General features: G+C 70.7%; 16 protein-coding genes. 13 read left to right on the top strand and 3 right to left on the bottom strand.

What is annotated here, in order from left to right; translation table 11 throughout:
• Positions 1-28: 28 nt before the first annotated feature.
• Positions 29-736: a hypothetical protein gene (locus OG627_RS08770; protein WP_329063105.1), complete on the bottom strand. Its 708-nt coding sequence runs from the start codon at positions 734-736 to the stop codon at positions 29-31.
• 87 nt (positions 737-823) lie between these two features.
• Between OG627_RS08770 and OG627_RS08765 the strand changes: the two genes are divergently transcribed.
• On the top strand, positions 824-1,219 hold the full coding sequence (locus tag OG627_RS08765; protein WP_329063104.1) for an AAA family ATPase: 396 nt from the start codon (positions 824-826) through the stop codon (positions 1,217-1,219).
• 91 nt (positions 1,220-1,310) lie between these two features.
• Positions 1,311-2,210 carry an RloB family protein gene (locus OG627_RS08760; protein ID WP_329063102.1) on the top strand — a complete coding sequence of 300 codons (900 nt, stop codon included), beginning with the start codon at positions 1,311-1,313 and terminating at the stop codon, positions 2,208-2,210.
• A gap of 95 nt (positions 2,211-2,305) precedes the next feature.
• Here the strand turns inward: OG627_RS08760 and OG627_RS08755 are convergent, their stop codons facing one another.
• Complete coding sequence (locus OG627_RS08755; protein WP_329063100.1) at positions 2,306-3,091, bottom strand: alpha/beta fold hydrolase; 786 nt, start codon at positions 3,089-3,091, stop codon at positions 2,306-2,308.
• Between the two features lie 78 nt (positions 3,092-3,169).
• Positions 3,170-3,505 (bottom strand): DUF427 domain-containing protein, encoded by a 336-nt coding sequence (locus OG627_RS08750; protein ID WP_329072501.1) that lies wholly within the window; start codon positions 3,503-3,505, stop codon positions 3,170-3,172.
• Between the two features lie 103 nt (positions 3,506-3,608).
• Between OG627_RS08750 and OG627_RS08745 the strand changes: the two genes are divergently transcribed.
• The 11 genes from OG627_RS08745 (at position 3,609) to gatB (ending at position 16,373) form a co-directional block, all read left to right on the top strand.
• Positions 3,609-4,148, top strand: a complete 540-nt coding sequence (locus OG627_RS08745; RefSeq protein WP_329063099.1) for a TIGR00730 family Rossman fold protein — start codon at positions 3,609-3,611, stop codon at positions 4,146-4,148.
• A 40-nt stretch (positions 4,149-4,188) separates the two neighbouring features.
• The gene (locus OG627_RS08740; protein WP_329063097.1) at positions 4,189-4,878 is read left to right on the top strand and encodes an SDR family oxidoreductase; all 690 of its coding nucleotides are present in this window, start codon (positions 4,189-4,191) and stop codon (positions 4,876-4,878) included.
• Positions 4,875-5,870 (top strand): methionine synthase, encoded by a 996-nt coding sequence (locus OG627_RS08735; RefSeq protein ID WP_329063096.1) that lies wholly within the window; start codon positions 4,875-4,877, stop codon positions 5,868-5,870. Before OG627_RS08740 ends, OG627_RS08735 begins: the two co-directional genes overlap by 4 nt.
• Positions 5,871-5,956: 86 nt before the next feature.
• Positions 5,957-8,233, top strand: coding sequence for an NAD-dependent DNA ligase LigA (gene ligA / locus OG627_RS08730; protein ID WP_329072499.1), 2,277 nt, complete (start codon positions 5,957-5,959; stop codon positions 8,231-8,233).
• A 262-nt stretch (positions 8,234-8,495) separates the two neighbouring features.
• Positions 8,496-10,637: a putative bifunctional diguanylate cyclase/phosphodiesterase gene (locus tag OG627_RS08725; RefSeq protein ID WP_329063094.1), complete on the top strand. Its 2,142-nt coding sequence runs from the start codon at positions 8,496-8,498 to the stop codon at positions 10,635-10,637.
• Positions 10,638-10,821: 184 nt separating this feature from the next.
• Positions 10,822-11,118 carry an Asp-tRNA(Asn)/Glu-tRNA(Gln) amidotransferase subunit GatC gene (gatC, locus tag OG627_RS08720; RefSeq protein WP_014153935.1) on the top strand — a complete coding sequence of 99 codons (297 nt, stop codon included), beginning with the start codon at positions 10,822-10,824 and terminating at the stop codon, positions 11,116-11,118.
• 6 nt (positions 11,119-11,124) lie between these two features.
• The gene (gene gatA, locus OG627_RS08715; protein ID WP_329063092.1) at positions 11,125-12,633 is read left to right on the top strand and encodes an Asp-tRNA(Asn)/Glu-tRNA(Gln) amidotransferase subunit GatA; all 1,509 of its coding nucleotides are present in this window, start codon (positions 11,125-11,127) and stop codon (positions 12,631-12,633) included.
• On the top strand, positions 12,630-12,872 hold the full coding sequence (locus OG627_RS08710; RefSeq protein ID WP_329063090.1) for a hypothetical protein: 243 nt from the start codon (positions 12,630-12,632) through the stop codon (positions 12,870-12,872). Before gatA ends, OG627_RS08710 begins: the two co-directional genes overlap by 4 nt.
• 77 nt (positions 12,873-12,949) lie before the next feature.
• Positions 12,950-14,230 carry an AAA family ATPase gene (locus OG627_RS08705; protein ID WP_329063089.1) on the top strand — a complete coding sequence of 427 codons (1,281 nt, stop codon included), beginning with the start codon at positions 12,950-12,952 and terminating at the stop codon, positions 14,228-14,230.
• Positions 14,227-14,868, top strand: coding sequence for a hypothetical protein (locus OG627_RS08700; protein WP_329063086.1), 642 nt, complete (start codon positions 14,227-14,229; stop codon positions 14,866-14,868). The genes OG627_RS08705 and OG627_RS08700 overlap by 4 nt, the downstream gene beginning before the upstream one ends.
• Positions 14,865-16,373 (top strand): Asp-tRNA(Asn)/Glu-tRNA(Gln) amidotransferase subunit GatB, encoded by a 1,509-nt coding sequence (gene gatB / locus OG627_RS08695; RefSeq protein WP_329063084.1) that lies wholly within the window; start codon positions 14,865-14,867, stop codon positions 16,371-16,373. Before OG627_RS08700 ends, gatB begins: the two co-directional genes overlap by 4 nt.
• Positions 16,374-16,527: the final 154 nt, after the last annotated feature.

Genomic DNA, 16,527 nt, shown 5'->3' with positions numbered 1-16,527 from the left:
GGGGCCGTGCACCGTAGCCCGCCGGCGCTCAGCGCATGTACGGCGGCGGCCACTCCCGCTCCCACGCGGCGGACACAGTGATCACCGCACTGCCGCGTGGGCGCTCGACCACGGCCCCGGACTCGTATTCGTCCGGGGTCAGAGCCAGCACCGCGTCGCCGCCCTGAGCCGCGACGTCCTCGGGCGGCGCCTCGAAGCGCCAGCCGCGATCGGTCAGCTTGCGCAGCAGCCGCTGATAGGCGCGCTCGGCGACGGGGGCGTCCTCACAGGTGTACGTCCACTGGTGCTGCCCCACACAGGAGCTGTCCTGGCTCCGGACGTACACGTAGGGCTTCTCCTCGGAGGGCCAGCCGCCGATGAGGCCGTCCAGAACCTGGCTGGAGACGTCCTTCACACCGTTGAGGGCCTGCTGCCGCACCTTCAACTCGGTCTTGGTCGTGGGGAGGGGAAGGCCGAGGTCACTGGAGACGGGGGCCTTGACCTCGTCGGGCTCCTTGTCCCAGAAGCACGGGGAGGTGACGCCCACACTGAGCTGGCCGCCGAGGCCCATGGCCACCTGCATGAGGAAGTCGTCGGGCTTCCTACGCAGGTTGGCGCCGACGGCCCTGCGCTCGTAGTCCGGTGCGGCATCGACGGTGTGACCGGCGGTCTTCCAGTTCTCGAACACCTGGCGGACGACGTCCTTGCCCTGGTCGGGGGGGATGTCGCGCAGCCAGTAGTTCTTTGTCAGCGTCACACGGTCCTCGGACCCGCCATCACTCGGGTCCAGGCACGGCCCCACTTCTCCGCCGAGAGGCTCCAGGCGCGGCACCGGGCTTACGCCGTGGATCGCTTGCTGAATCAATTCGTCGGCCGTGCCTCTTGCTTTTTCCATATTCATCGGGGTGCCTCCATTTTCATCAGTGGATTCGTTCGACGTCCGAGAGGTTGGGACCCCAAGGCGAATCCCCGTGACGCCCAACTGATCTTCACGACACACGACGCCACCCTGCTTGGCAGCGAGGTCCTGGACCGGCCGCTCGGCCGGGCTCAGGTCTGGATCACGGCGAAGGACCGCACGGGAGCGACCGAGCTGTATCCGCTGACCGCCGCGCGTCCGGCGGATGGCGAGAGCCTGGAACGGGGCTATCTGCGAGGCCGGTACGGCGGCGTCCCGCGCGTCAGCGCGGGTGAGATCGCCCGTGAGGTGTCCTGGCAGGAGGCGAAGGCGACAGCGTGAATACGCGGGGTGGCGGGCAGCAGGGGAAACCGGGACACCGGCGGGACGAGGACTCGCCGGAGGCCGGTACGCCGAAGCGGAAAAGCGCAGGGTGAGTAAAGGCGACGAGCAGCCGCTGATTCCGACCCCGACTCCGCCGCCGGACGCTTCCCGGGCGGTGCGGGTGGCGTACGTGGGGTGCGAGGGCGAGTCCACCGAGGTGGACCACCTCAACCACCTCAACGACCGGTACGGGGACGGCAGCGGGTACGAGGGCCAGCGGTTCCATATCCAGCCTGTCTACAAAAAGAACGGCTACACGCTGGCGGAGGCCGTGGCGGCCGTACGCGACGAAGCCGCGGAGGACGAGGCGTGGGCTCTCTTCGACCGCGACGACCACCACGACATCCCGAAGACTCTGAGAGAAGCGGCGGAGGGCTCCACCGAGGTCTGTTTCTCCCATCCGTCCTTCGAACTGTGGCTGCTGCTGCACTTTCAGGAGTTCGGCGGGCGGCAGAGCGGCAAGAACAAGGACGTCATAAAGAAGCTGCGGCAGGCACATCCCGCCTTCAAGAAGTTCGACGGCAGGAACGACAAGAGCATCAAGGACGTGCGGCGAACGGCGCTGGACGGTTCCGGGACGCTGAAAGAGGCGGTGTCCCGCGCGAAGCGCCTGGTCGGCCAGTGCGAGCACGGTTCGTGCAAGGCGGTCAACGCCAAGACGTACCCGTACAGCCGCGACAATCAGCCGAAGTCCACGACATCATGGGCTGCACGCTCCGGGCACGCCCATGACTGCGAGACGCTGCGGCGAGACCCGTCGACCGACGTGTGGCGCCTGGTGGTGAGCCTGGGCATCGTCGAGGACTCTTCACGGTCGGCGGCAAGCCGGGGCCACGGTTATTCAGCAGGGCCCTGGGGCGGCCCCCCGGTCCGGTCGGGGCCCGCGATCCCGGCCGCCGCTGGGGCGCCCGGGAACAGGGCGGATCCATCTCGGTCCACTGGGCACTGATGCAATTGCCCACGCTGGTTCACGGACGAAGAGCCCCACCTGTGGCGTGGGGCGGTCCGTCCGCGGTGAGCGCCTGCGGGGGCCGGTAAGACGCGTCACGCCGCGAAGAACTCCTCCAGCACCGGCGCCAGCACATGCGGGGCCACCTCGTGCGTCTGGCCCGTCAGGGTGCGGTGGCGGCCTCGGGGGAGGGACCTCGCCGTCGCGCGGGCCGCGTCGCGCAGGGCCGCAGGGGAGGCGCCGCCGTCCACGACCATCGCGCGGGTGCGCACCGCCGCGAGCCGCTCGGCGGGCACCGGGCCCCGGCCCAGCACGGCGTCGTCGTACGCCAGGGTGTGGGCCACCGCCGTCAGCCCCGGCCACATCGGCGACCGCCGCATCACGGCGATCATCGCTGGCGTCGCGTCCACGGCCGACAGGAACAGCTCGACCGCCTCGTCCCGCAGCCCCAGCGCCAGCAGCCCGGCCAGCCGCTCGCGGTAGGCCGCCATGCCGCGCGGATCGGCGGCGTCGGTGACGTACGGGGGCTCGTACAGCGCCAGTTGGGTGATCGGCAGCCCGGCGATCGCCGCCTCCAGCACCAGCGCCGCGCCCGAGGACACGCCGTACACCGAGGCGTCTCCGCCCGCCTCTTCGAGAAGGGCGGCGAGATCCTCGATCTCCCGCTCCACCGCGTACGGAGCGGTGTCCCCGCTGGCGCCGCGCCCGCGCCGGTCGTAGGTGATGACACTGAAGACCGGCGCGAGCAGCTTCGCCAGCGGAGCCTCCGACTCCGCCGTACTGAACGCCCCACCCACCAGAATGACCGGCGGTCCCTCGCCCGACCGCCGGAACGCGATCGGGGTGGCGTCCCCCGACTTCACCAAGCACACGTTGTCCATGGAGAGTCAGACCCCGGTGCCCCGCTCAACTCATCGCTCGGCGGCGAAGATTTCCTCGTCTTCTTCAGGAGGGCTTCGTCAGTCCGCGACGACCTCCGTGTCGTAGAAGCAGAAGTGGTCCTTGACCTGCGCGACCTCCGCCTTCGGCACGGGGTACGCCCAGACGAGATCAGGGGCGTCCGGCAGCGACCAGTAGGAAGCGTCGCCCTTGAACGGGCAGTGCGTGGTGGTCTCCGACGGCGTCAGCAGCTGGGTCCGGACGTCGCTCGGCGGAATGTAGTAGCGCACGGGGCAGCCGGTCTCGCGCAGCAGCAGCGGACGGCGGCTCTCCGCGAGAAGCCGCCCGTCGCGTACGACGCGTACATGCTCGGTGCCCTGCTCGACGGTGATGCGGTGTCCGGTGGCCATCGTGATCATCTCTCCCTCGGTCGGTCCTGTCGTCCCTCGGTACTGTGACCGCACTCAGGTCAGCAACAAGGAGCGGCGCGCTCTTCCCCGCGCGCTCTACCGTGGCCCCATGAATATTTGTGTCTTCCTCTCCGCCGCCGACCTCGACGAGCGCTACACCCGCCCCGCCCGCGAGTTCGGCGAGCTGATCGGCAAGAGCGGCCACACGCTCGTCTGGGGCGGCTCGGACAGCGGGCTGATGAAGGTCGTCGCCGACGGAGTGCAGGAGGGCGGCGGCCGGCTGGTCGGGGTCTCGGTGGGCTTCCTCCAGAACGTGGCCCGGCCGAACGCCGACGAGATGGTGATCGCGAAGGACCTCGCGGAGCGCAAGGCGCTGCTGCTCGCCAAGTCCGACGCCGTCGTGATCATGGTCGGCGGCACCGGCACCCTGGACGAGGCCACCGAGATCCTGGAACTCAAGAAGCACGCCCTCCACACCAAGCCCGTGGTGCTGCTCAACACGGCGGGCTTCTACGACGGGCTGAAGCAGCAGTTCCGCCGGATGGACGAGGAGGGATTCCTGCCGATGCCCCTCACCGACCTGGTGTTCTTCGCCGAGGACGGGGTGAGCGCACTCGCCTACCTGGAGGAGTCGGCCGGCGAACGCTGACCGTGTCATGACCGGCCCGGGGTGATGCGACGATGACCGCATGGCTACCCATCTGATCACCGGTGCGGGCTCCGGCATCGGCGCCGCCGTCGCGCGCCGCCTGCACGAGCGCGGCGACGACCTGCTGCTGTTCGCGCGCGACGCCGCCCGCGCCAAGGAACTCGTCGCGGGCTTTCCCGGCGCCCGTACCCTCGTCGGCGACCTCTCCAACCCCGACCGGCTCTCCTGGGCGCTCGCCCAGCAGTCCATGCCCGACCGGCTCGACTCGCTCCTGCACATCGCGGGCGTCGTGGACCTGGGGACGGTCGGGGAGCTGACCCCCAAGGCCTGGCACAGCCAGCTCGCGGTGAACCTCGTGGCCCCGGCGGAGCTGACCCGGCTCCTCCTGCCCCAACTGCGCGTCGCACACGGCCAGGTGATCTTCGTCAACTCGGGCGCCGGGCTCAGCGCCCACGCCGAGTGGAGCGCGTACGCCGCCTCCAAGCACGGCCTCAAGGCGCTGGCCGACGCGCTGCGCGAGGAGGAGCGCCCCAACGGCCTGCGGGTCACCTCCGTCTACCCGGGCCGTACGGCGAGCCCCATGCAGGCCAAGGTCCACCAGCAGGAGGGCAAGGAGTACGACCCGTCCCGCTGGATCGACCCCGAGTCCGTGGCCACCACGATCCTGGCCGCGCTCGATCTGCCGCGCGACGCCCGGATCGACGACGTCACGGTCAGGCCGGGCCGGTGAGCGCGCTGTCCTACGGACCCGCCACGGGCATCGGCTCCCTGCCGGGCGGCGACGCGCGGGAGACCGCCAGGGCCGTCACCGGAACCTTCGAGGGATTCCCGTACCTGCCGGAACTGCCCGCACGCGGGCCCGGCGCCGACATGATCGGCCGTACGGCGGGGCTCCTCGCCGAGGTCTACGCGCGCGTGGAGCCAAGCGGCTGGCGGATCGGCGACCGGCCCGGCCGGGACACCAAGCGGGCCAGGTCATGGCTGGGGGAGGACCTGGACGCGCTGGAGGAGTTCACCCAGGGATACGAGGGGCCGCTCAAGATCCAGGCCGTCGGACCGTGGACCCTGGCCGCCGCGCTGGAACTGCGCAACGGCGAGGCGGCGCTCAGCGACCCCGGAGCCTGCCGGGACCTGACCGCCTCCCTGGTGGAAGGGCTCACCGGGCATCTCGCCGAGGTACGGCGCCGGGTGCCGGGAGCCGTACCGGTGCTCCAGCTCGACGAGCCGTCCCTCACCGCCGTCCTGCGCGGACACATCAAATCCGCCAGCGGCTACCGCGCCCACCGCGCGGCGGACCGCCAGGTGGTCGAGAGCGCGCTGCGGGAGGTGACCGCGCTCGGTGCCGGGACGACGGTGGTGCACTCGTGCGCGCCTGACGTGCCCTTCGCGCTGCTGCGGCGCGCGGGCGCCGCGGCCGTTTCGTTCGATTTCGACCTGCTCACCGAGCGTGATGAGGAGACGATCGGCGACGCCGTCGAGGGCGGTACGAAACTCTTCGCCGGAATCGTGCCGGGTACCGACGGCCCATTGTCAGACCCTGCCGGTAGCGTCAGGGGAGTCAGAACGCTGTGGCGCAGGCTGGGGCTGAATCCGGGGACTCTCGCGGAGTCCGTGGTGCTCACCCCCGCGTGCGGGCTCGCGGGTGCTTCACCCGCGTACGCGCACGCCGCGCAGGCCCACTGCGTCAGGGCCGCGAGATCCCTCGTGGACAACCCTGAGTGACGATCCCGGCGACGGGTGACGGCCGGATCATGGTGAATCGGGAGGACGAGACGGTGGCAGGCGAACAGCGGAGCGTGGTGTCTGCGATGCCCGAGGTGCCCGCGGAGGCGCGGGAGCGGCACGCCCTGCTCTCCGAGCAGATCGAGGAGCACCGCTTCCGGTACTACGTGAAGGACCAGCCGGTCGTCAGCGACGGCGAGTTCGACCGGCTGCTGCGCTCGCTGGAGGAGCTGGAGGAGACTCATCCGGAGCTGCGCACCCCGGACTCCCCGACCCAGAAGGTCGCCGGGCAGTACGAGACGGAGTTCACCGCGGTCCAGCACCGCGAGCGGATGCTCTCCCTGGACAACGCCTTCGACGACGAGGAGCTGGCGGCCTGGGCGGAGCGCGTCGCCAAGGACGTGGGCACCCCCGACTTCCACTTCCTGTGCGAGCTGAAGGTCGACGGACTGGCCGTCAACCTCACCTACGAGCACGGTCTGCTGACCCGCGCGGCGACCCGGGGCGACGGCCGTACGGGCGAGGACATCACGCCCAACGTCCGTACGATCGCCGAGATCCCGCACCGGCTGCACGGCGAGCGCGTCCCGGACCTCGTCGAGATCCGCGGCGAGGTCTACTTCCCGATGGAGGCGTTCCAGGAGCTCAACGCGCGTCTGGTGGAGGCCGGCGACAAGCCCTTCGCCAACCCGCGCAACGCGGCGGCGGGTTCGCTGCGCCAGAAGGACCCGAAGATCACCGCGACCCGCCCGCTGCACATGGTGGTGCACGGCATCGGGGCCCGTGAGGGCTTCGACATCGACTGCCTCTCGCACGCCTACGAGCTGCTGCGCGAGTGGGGTCTGCCCACCGCCCAGCACAACAGGGTGGTCCAAAGCGTCCAGGAGGTGCGGGAGTTCATCGCCCACTTCGGGGAGAACCGGCACTCCGTCGAGCACGAGATCGACGGCGTCGTCGTCAAGCTGGACGAGATCCCGCTCCAGGGCCGGCTGGGCTCCACCTCGCGCGCGCCGCGCTGGGCGATCGCCTGGAAGTACGCGCCGGAGGAGGTCAACACCAAGCTGGTGAACATCCGGGTGGGTGTCGGCCGCACCGGGCGCGTCACCCCGTACGCGCAGGTCGAGCCGGTGACGGTGGCCGGCTCCGAGGTCGAGTTCGCCACCCTGCACAACCAGGAGGTGGTGAAGGCCAAGGGCGTGTGGATCGGGGACACGGTGGTGCTGCGCAAGGCGGGCGACGTCATCCCGGAGATCCTCGGCCCGGTCATCGATCTGCGCCCTGAGGACGCGTACGAGTTCGTGATGCCGGCCGAGTGCCCCGAGTGCGGGACCCCGCTGCGGGCGATGAAGGAGGGCGACATCGACCTCCGCTGCCCCAACGCGCGCACCTGCCCGGCCCAGTTGCGGGAGCGGCTGTTCTACCTGGCGGGCCGCAAGTGCCTGGACATCGAGAACTTCGGCTATGTCGCCGCCGCCGCCCTGACCAAGCCGCTGGAGCCCGACACCCCGCCGCTGGTGGACGAGGGCGACCTCTTCGACCTCACCATCGAGCAGCTGCTGCCCATCAAGGCGTACGTCCTGGACCAGGACAGCGGACTGCCCAAGCGGGACCCGAAGACGGGTGAGGACAAGAAGGCGATGGTCTTCGCCACCAAGGAGGGCGAGCCCAAGCGGAACGCCGAGAAGATGCTGGAGAACATCGCGAAGGCCAAGGACCGCCCGCTGGCCCGGATCATCACCGGCCTCTCCGTGCGCCATGTCGGGCCGGTCGCCGCCGAGGCGCTGGCCCGGGAGTTCCGCTCCATCGACCGGATCGACGAGGCCACGCAGGAGGAGCTGGCGGCCGTCGAGGGCGTCGGACCGGTCATCGCGGCCTCGCTCAAGGAGTGGTTCGCGGACGAGTGGCACCGCGAGATCCTGCGCAAGTGGCGCGCGGCCGGGGTCCGTACGGAGGACGAGGGCTCGGGCGAGGACCAGGGGCCGCGCCCGCTGGAGGGCCTCACGGTCGTGGTGACCGGCACGCTGGAGCGGTACACGAGAGATGGCGCGAAAGAGGCGCTTCAGGCGCGTGGTGCCAAGGTGACCGGATCCGTGTCGAAGAAGACCGCCTTCGTCGTGGTCGGCGAGAACCCCGGTTCGAAGCACGACAAGGCCGTGCAGTTGAAGGTCCCCGTGCTGGACGAACGGGGCTTCACCGTCCTCCTGGAGCAGGGTCCGGACGCGGCCGCGGCGGTGTCCGTCGCGGCCGCCGAGAAGAGTGCGGAAACGGCCGAGGAGAGCACGGAAACGGCCGAGAACAGCGCGGCGGCGGATAGGACAGGGCCGGAGATGGGTAAGGAGACGGAAATCACTCCCCAGGAGTAAGAGCGGTCAACGCCCCGAGGACCAGGGCCCGCACCGTCGAATTCGGGCCGTCAAGGTCACCCGTTCGGCGCATACCAGACGGATACGGATGGGCGGGTCGCATTCGGGCAACAGCTGTAGAGCGCTGCCCGTTGGGGCCTTCGGCGGCCTACTGTTGGGATGTGCGCCTGTCGTGCACGGCTGAGGAGTCGATTCCAGCCGTGTTGGCATGACAACGTGCCATCGCGTGGCATCGGCTCCGCCGGCTGTGAGAGGGACGGGAATGAAACCGACCGAGAGCGCCGCCCCGGCCTCACCCCCGCGCGGAATCGCGGGATTTGTGGCGGGACGCGCCGGTATCGCGGCCTGGACACCCCCTCTGGTGGTGGGACTGGCCGTGGCCGTCCTGGCGACAGGACTGGTCCGTACGCTGCTGGACGGGCTCGCGCTCTTCCCCGGCTCCACGGCCGGCTGGGCGCTGGCCGTCCTCACCGGCATCATCGTCGGGCACCTGGTCGCGCTCGGCCGCGACCGCTGGTGGGGCGGTACGGGCTCCGGCGCCGCCCTCACCCTGGCGGTGCTGCTGCTGTACGGCTGGGTGGCGGCCGGGCTGGTCAGCCTGACCGTCGTGGTCCTGGTCGGCGTGGCCCGCCGGCACCGCTGGCGGCAGGGCGTGCTGCACGGAGCGGCGGACATGCTGGGCATCGGCGCCGCCGCGCTCGTCCTCGCCCTGTTCGGCGTGGTCCCGACCGTCGAGCGGCCCTGGCAGCCGCTCGACTGGTCCATCGGCAGCGTCCCGGAGATCGTGCTCGCCGCCGCCACCCATCTCCTCGTCACCCGGCTGCTGTTGTGGTACGCGCTCTCCCCGCAGCACAGCGGCGAGCCGGCCGGCGCCAGGACCGCCCTCTACCGACAGGGTCTCGTCGCGGTCGCGCTGCTCGGCATCGCGCCGCTGATCTGCGTCGTCGCCGTGTCCCTGCCGGTGCTGCTGCCCCTGTTCGCCATTCCGCTGATCGCCCTCGACTCGACGCTCTGGATCGCCAGGGCGCGGGCCGAGGAGCAGTTGCGCGACCCGCTGACCAAACTGCCCAACAGGCAGTGGCTGCTGGAGCGCACCTGGTCGGCGCTGGAGGAGGCGGAGGGCATGGGGGCCAGGTCCGCGCTGGTCCTGATCGACCTCGACCGCTTCCGTTCCGTCAACGACACCCTCGGCCATCTCGCGGGGGACCGGCTGCTCCTCCAGATAGCCGACCGGCTCAGGCTGGCCCTGCCGCGCGGCGCGGAGGCCGCCCGGCTCGGCGGCGACGAGTTCGCCGTACTCCTGCCGACCTGCGACTCCACCACCAGCGCCCAGCGCGTCGCCCGCCATCTGGTGGCCGAGCTGTCCTCGCCGCTGGATCTCGACGGCCTCACGCTCGTCCTGGAGGCCAGCGCCGGAGTGGCGGTCTACCCCGAGCACGCGGCGGACGCGGAGGGCCTGCTGCGCCGCGCGGACGTCGCGATGTACCAGGCGAAGCGGGACCGCACGGGCGTCGAGGTGTACGAGTCCAAGCGCGACTCCAACACCCCCGACCGGCTCGGGCTGCTGGGCGACCTGCGGCGTGCCCTGGACGCCGGCGAGGTGGAGCTGCACTACCAGCCGAAGGTTCGCTTCGACGGCCAGGTGGCCGGCCTGGAGGCGCTGGTGCGCTGGGTGCACCCGGAGCGCGGCCGGGTCCCTCCCGACGACTTCATCGCCATCGCCGAGTCCTCCGGTCTCATGCCTCACCTCACGGAATACGTACTGGAGAAGGCTCTCGCTCAAGTCGCCCGCTGGCGATCCCAGGGACTGATGGTCCCGGTGGCCGTCAACGTCTCGCCGCGCGATGTGCACACCCCCGGATTCGCGGGCGCGGTGGCCGCCCGGCTGGCCCGGCACGGCGTCCCGGCCGGCTCCCTCCAGCTGGAGATAACCGAACACGTACTGCTGGAGGACCCCCAGCGGGCGGCCGACACCCTCGCGGGACTGACCGGGCACGGCGTGAAGATGTCCCTGGACGACTTCGGCACCGGATACTCCTCGCTGGTGCACCTGCGCCGGCTGCCGGTCAGCGAGCTGAAGATCGACCGGTCGTTCGTGGCCAGGCTCGCGGTCGACACCGAGGACGCCGAGATCGTGCGCTGCACTGTCGACCTGGCGCACTCGCTGGGACTCCTCGTCGTCGCGGAGGGCGTCGAGGACGACGAGACCTGGGAGCGGCTGCGGGACCTGGGGTGCGACGCGGTGCAGGGCTGGCTGGTGGCCGCCGCGATGCCGCCGCACGAGGCGACGGCCTGGCTGCTGGCCAGGGGCGAGCGGGGCTGGCAGCGCCCGGCCGAGTTGGAGGCGGCGCGCGCCAGGGAGCGCTCGCAGGTGGTCCAGCAGTCGGGCCACGTCGTGCAGTAGCGGCGTCCGGTGGCGGCGGCCGGTGGCGCGGCCGGGCCACCGGCCGGGGCGGCCGGGTGCCGGAGGGGCAGCCCCCCGGGGGGTGTCCGTCCGCACGGCCCCGGGGGTAAGCGTTTCGTGGGTACGGGACCGGGCCCATAGGATTGGGCCACAACCCATCACACTCACCCCAGAGGATCGCTGCATGCCTGGCATCACGCGCGAGGAGGTCGCCCACCTCGCCCGGCTGGCGCGTCTGGAGCTGAAGGGCGAAGAGCTAGAGCACTTCGCCGGACAGCTCGACGACATCATCGGCGCGGTCGCCCGCGTATCCGAGGTAGCCGACCAAGACGTACCGCCGACCTCCCACCCGCTGCCGCTGACCAACGTCATGCGCGCGGACGAGGTCCGTCCGTCGCTCACCCCCGAGCAGGCGCTTTCCGGCGCCCCTGCCCAGGAGCAGCAGCGTTTCAAGGTGCCGCAGATCCTGGGGGAGGACTAAACAGTCATGACGGACATCAGCAAGACGGACATCACCAAGCTCACCGCCGCCGGGATCGCCGAGCGCATCGCGTCCGGCGAACTCACGGCCGTCGAGGTCACCGAGGCCCATCTCGCCCGTATCGAGGCCGTCGACGAGAAGATCAACGCCTTCCTGCACGTCGACCGCGAGGGGGCGCTGGCCCAGGCCCGTGCCGTGGACGCGAAGCGGGCGGCGGGTGAGCCGCTCGGGCCGCTGGCCGGTGTGCCCGTCGCGCTCAAGGACATCTTCACCACCGAGGGGGTGCCGACCACCGTCGGCTCCAAGATCCTCGAAGGCTGGATCCCGCCCTACGACGCGACGCTCACCAAGAAGCTCAAGGCCGCCGGCGTCGTCATCCTCGGCAAGACCAACATGGACGAGTTCGCCATGGGGTCCTCCACCGAGAACAGCGCGTACGGCCCCACCGCCAACCCCTGGGACCTGACCAGGGTCCCCGGCGGCTCCGGCGGCGGCTCGTCCGCCTCGCTCGCCTCGTACCAGGCGCCGCTGGCCATCGGCACGGACACCGGCGGCTCCATCCGCCAGCCCGCCGCGCTCACCGGCACCGTCGGCGTCAAGCCGACCTACGGCGGGGTCTCCCGCTACGGCATGGTCGCCTTCTCGTCCTCCCTCGACCAGGGCGGCCCCTGCGCCCGTACGGTCCTGGACGCGGCCCTGCTGCACGAGGCGATCGCCGGTCACGACCCGCTCGACTCCACCTCCATCGACGCCCCGGTCCCGCCGGTCGTCGAGGCGGCCCGCAACGGCTCGGTCGCCGGGATGCGCGTCGGCGTCGTCAAGCAGTTCCGCGGCGAGGGCTACCAGGCGGGCGTCGTCCAGCGCTTCGACGAGTCGGTGGAGCTGCTCCGCGAGCTCGGCGCCGAGATCGTCGAGCTGGACTGCCCGTCCTTCGACCTCGGCCTGGCCGCGTACTACCTGATCGCGCCGTCCGAGTGCTCCTCGAACCTCGCCCGCTTCGACGCCATGCGCTACGGCCTGCGCGTCGGCGACGACGGTACGAGGTCCGCCGAGGACGTCACCGCGCTGACCCGCGAGGCCGGCTTCGGCGACGAGGTCAAGCGCCGGATCATCCTCGGCACGTACGCGCTCAGCTCCGGCTACTACGACGCGTACTACGGCTCGGCGCAGAAGGTCCGCACCCTCATCACCCGGGACTTCGAGAAGGCGTTCGAGCGGGTCGACGTGATCGTCTCCCCGACGACCCCGACCACCGCCTTCCCGATCGGCGAGCGCGCCGACGACCCGATGGCGATGTACCTCGCCGACCTGTGCACCATCCCCACCAACCTGGCGGGCAACGCGGCGATGTCGCTGCCCTGCGGCCTCGCCCCGGAGGACGGCCTCCCGGTCGGACTCCAGATCATCGCCCCCGCCATGAAGGACGACCGGCTGTACAAGGTCGGTGCCGCTGTCGAGGCGGCCTTCGTGGAAAAGTGGGGCCACCCGTTGCTGGAGGAGGCACCGTCGCTATGACCAACGCACTGAGCAAGGCCAAGGGCTTCAAGAAGTCCAAGGCCGGGACGTACCTGTCGATCGGAAGCACCGCCCTCGGCGCCCTGAGCGTCGCCAAGCAGGCCAAGCTGGCCCGCCAGGAGCACGACACGCTCCGGCTGGTCGACGCCGCGGTCTCCGCCGTGGCGATCGTGACCGGACTCGCGATCCTGTACCGCGAGCTGAAGCGGCTGGGCGACGACGACGTACTGCTGGGCTGAACGGACAGGCCGGGAGGCCGTTCTCGGGACGGCCTCCCGGGCTCCCGGCGCACCGCTCCACGGAAGGAGGTGACGCGGTGATCACCCGCATTGAGATCGACGGCTTCAAGTCGTTCGTGGGCTTCGGCCTGGACGTACGTCCCTGCACGGTGCTCATGGGCGTCAACGGCGCTGGGAAGTCGAACCTCCTGGACGCGCTGGACTTCGTCCGGCGGGTGGTGACGACCGGGCTGGTCAGAGCCCTGGACGGCGACAACCCGCGGCTCGCCGCCCGAGACCTCTTCCACCATGCCGACGGAGCCGGCGGCGCCTACACGGCGGCTGAGCTGACTGTCAAAATCGGCATGATCGTGCCCAGCGCGTACGGGCCGCTCCCGCTGGTCGTCCGGCTGGGAGTCGAAAGGCACGGCACGCCACCGGGGCCGGTGAGGGTCGGGTGGCGCGGCGGACGGGTGTGGGTGAGCAGCCTCACGCGTACGGAGTGGATGGACCGGCTGTCGATCCCGGGACAGCTGCGTGCGGCACTCGCCACGGCGAGGGAGTCGTTCGTGGAGCGCAACGGGACCGACTGGGCTTCTCTCCGCGGCAGCGATCCCGCCTCGGGCGCCCCCAAGGCAGAGGGCGCGCAGGAGCTTCTCGGTCACCTCGCGAGCGAAACCGCGACCTGGGAGCGGATCGCACTCGATCCCGCCGCCATGCGCAGGCCGTTCGGCGGCAGTGACGAGCTGACGCTCCTTTCGAACGGCGGCAATCTGGCTGCCGTTCTCCAGCGGCTCAGCACGGAAGAGCTCCGCGACATGGAGGCCGATCTGGCCGCTCTGATCCCTGAAGCGTCCGGGATCAGGCCGCTGTTCGACGACCGGCGCGGTGAGTACGACTTCGACGTACGGTTCCGGCACACCGGCTGGACATCCCCGCCGATGCTGTCCGACGGCACGATGCGTGTGCTCGCGCTGCTGGCGGCCTGGTACGACGACCGTCGGGCCGGCCTGCTGGCCGTCGAGGAGATCGAGAACGGGCTGCACCCCACCCGGATCGCCGAACTGGTGCGGCGGCTGCGCAGAGACGTGGCCGACTTCCCGGACTTGGTGGAACTGGCCGGGAAGGTCTTCGGGTTCCGCCAGCTCATCGCGACCACTCACTCGCCCGTTCTGCTCTCCGCCCTCCGGGACGACGACTCCGGCAGCCTCGTCTTCCTGGAACAGGCGTCCCACGTCGACCCGGCGCGCCCCGGGGTCTCGACCGTCACCCGGGCCCGCCCCGTGCGTAAGCCCCGCGCGGACGAGGAACCCGGCGACACGGTCACCGTCGAGCAGGTGAAGCGGCTGCTGGAGTCCATGGGACAGGTGATCTCATGAGCCGGGTACGGCTGCTCAGGCTCGGGCTGCTGGTGGAGGGCCGGAGCGATCTGCTGTTCCTCGAACGGCTGATCGTCCGGCAACTGGAGGAAACGCTGCACGCCAGGGCGCTGAAGGCCACCGAGGTGCTGACTCCCTGCGAGACGGCTCCGGTCTACAGCACAGCCGAGCCGAAGGCTCTTCTCCAGGCGGCCACGGCACTGGCCGAGCGGTGCGACGTACTCTTCGTCCATCGGGACCACAAGGAGATTCCGGATGCCTACGGTCTGCTGGAGGCGCTGTCCGCGCTGCCGAAGCAGGCGGCGGCGCCCGTATTGCTCGGTCCCCGGGTGATGACCGAGTCATGGGTGCTCGCGGACCGGGACGCGCTGGTCCGGGTGCAGCCCGCCGCCGATCTGTCGGCGCACCCGCACCTTCAGCCGGAGGATGTGGAACAAGGAAATCCGGCACCTGGGCACCCGGCCCACCCGAAACGCGTGCTGGCGAACGTGCTCAAGAAGGCCCGGCGATCCGACCCCGGCGATTACTTCGCCCGCCTCGCCGACGAAGTGGATCTCTCCGTACTCGGGAAGCTGTCGTCCTACCAGCGCTGGCTGGCGGACACCGATGAAGCATTGAAGAGGAAGAAGTACCTGTGACCGTCATTGACCTGGTGTCGTACGAGGACGCCCTCGCGACCTACGACCCCGTCATGGGCCTGGAAGTCCATGTCGAGCTGGGTACCAAGACCAAGATGTTCTGCGGCTGCTCGACCGAGCTGGGTGCCGAGCCCAACTCGCAGACCTGCCCGACCTGTCTTGGCATGCCGGGATCGCTGCCCGTCGTCAACGCGATCGGTGTCGAGTCGGCGATCAAGATCGGCCTCGCGCTGAACTGCGAGATCGCCGAGTGGTGCCGCTTCGCCCGGAAGAACTACTTCTATCCGGACATGCCGAAGAACTTCCAGACCTCCCAGTACGACGAGCCGATCGCCTTCAACGGCCATCTGGACGTCCAGCTGGAGGACGGCGAGATCTTCCGCGTGGAGATCGAGCGCGCCCACATGGAGGAGGACACCGGCAAGTCGCTGCACGTCGGCGGCGCCACCGGACGTATTCACGGGGCGTCCCACTCGCTGCTGGACTACAACCGCGCCGGTATCCCGCTCATCGAGATCGTCACCAAGCCCATCGAGGGAGCCGGAGCGCGCGCCCCCGAGGTCGCCAAGGCGTACGTCGCCGAGCTGCGTGAGCTGATCAAGGCGCTGGGCGTCTCCGAGGCCCGGATGGAGATGGGCCAGATGCGGTGCGACGTGAACCTGTCGCTGCGCCCGCACGGCCGCGCGGAGTTCGGTACGCGCTCCGAGACGAAGAACGTCAACTCGCTGCGCAGCGTGGAGCGTGCCGCCCGGTTCGAGATCCAGCGCCACGCCGCGGTGCTGAACGGCGGCGGCACGATCCTCCAGGAGACCCGGCACTTCCACGAGGAGGACGGCTCCACCACCTCCGGCCGGATCAAGGACAACGCCGAGGACTACCGGTACTTCCCGGAGCCCGACCTCGTGCCGGTCGCCCCGGCCCGCGACTGGGTCGAGGAGCTGCGGCAGGGGCTTCCCGAGCTGCCCCGGGTACGCCGCAACCGGCTCCGCGAGGAGTGGGGCGTCTCCGAGCACGACATGCAGTCCATCCTCAACGCGGGCGCGATCGACCTCATCGTCGCCACCATCGAGGCCGGTGCCCCGGCCGACCAGGCCCGCAAGTGGTGGATGGGCGAGCTGGCCCGGCACGCCAACGAGTCGGGCCGCGCGCTGGACGAGCAGCCCATCACCCCGGCCCAGGTCGCCAGGGTCGCCGCGCTCGTCGCCTCCGGCGACCTCAACGACAAGCTGGCCCGGCAGGTGATCGAGGGCGTGCTCGCGGGCGAGGGCGACCCGGACACCGTCGTGGAGAAGCGCGGCCTGAAGGTCGTCTCCGACGAGGGCGCGCTCGGTACCGCCGTGGACGAGGCCATCGCGGCCAACGCGGCCGTCGCCGACAAGATCCGCGCGGGCAAGGTCGCCGCGGCCGGCGCGCTCGTCGGCGCGGTCATGAAGGCCACGCGCGGCCAGGCCGACGCGGCGCGCGTGCGCGAGCTGATTCTTGAGAGGCTCGCTCCGAGCGAATGAAACAAGCACAGCCTGGAGCCGGTCGCTCCGAGCGAATGAGCGGGCATCGTCCGGAGAGGCCGCGCGTCGAGGGCTGACGCGGGCCGCTCCGGCCGCTTCAGGGGGCGGCGGGCCGGTGGGCGCGCCGCCCCCGGCTCGTCCGGCCGGGCGGAGG

The sequence above is a fragment of the Streptomyces sp. NBC_01429 genome (assembly GCF_036231945.1).
Lineage (GTDB): Bacteria > Actinomycetota > Actinomycetes > Streptomycetales > Streptomycetaceae > Streptomyces.
This window is presented reverse-complemented; position numbering and strand designations above follow the sequence as displayed.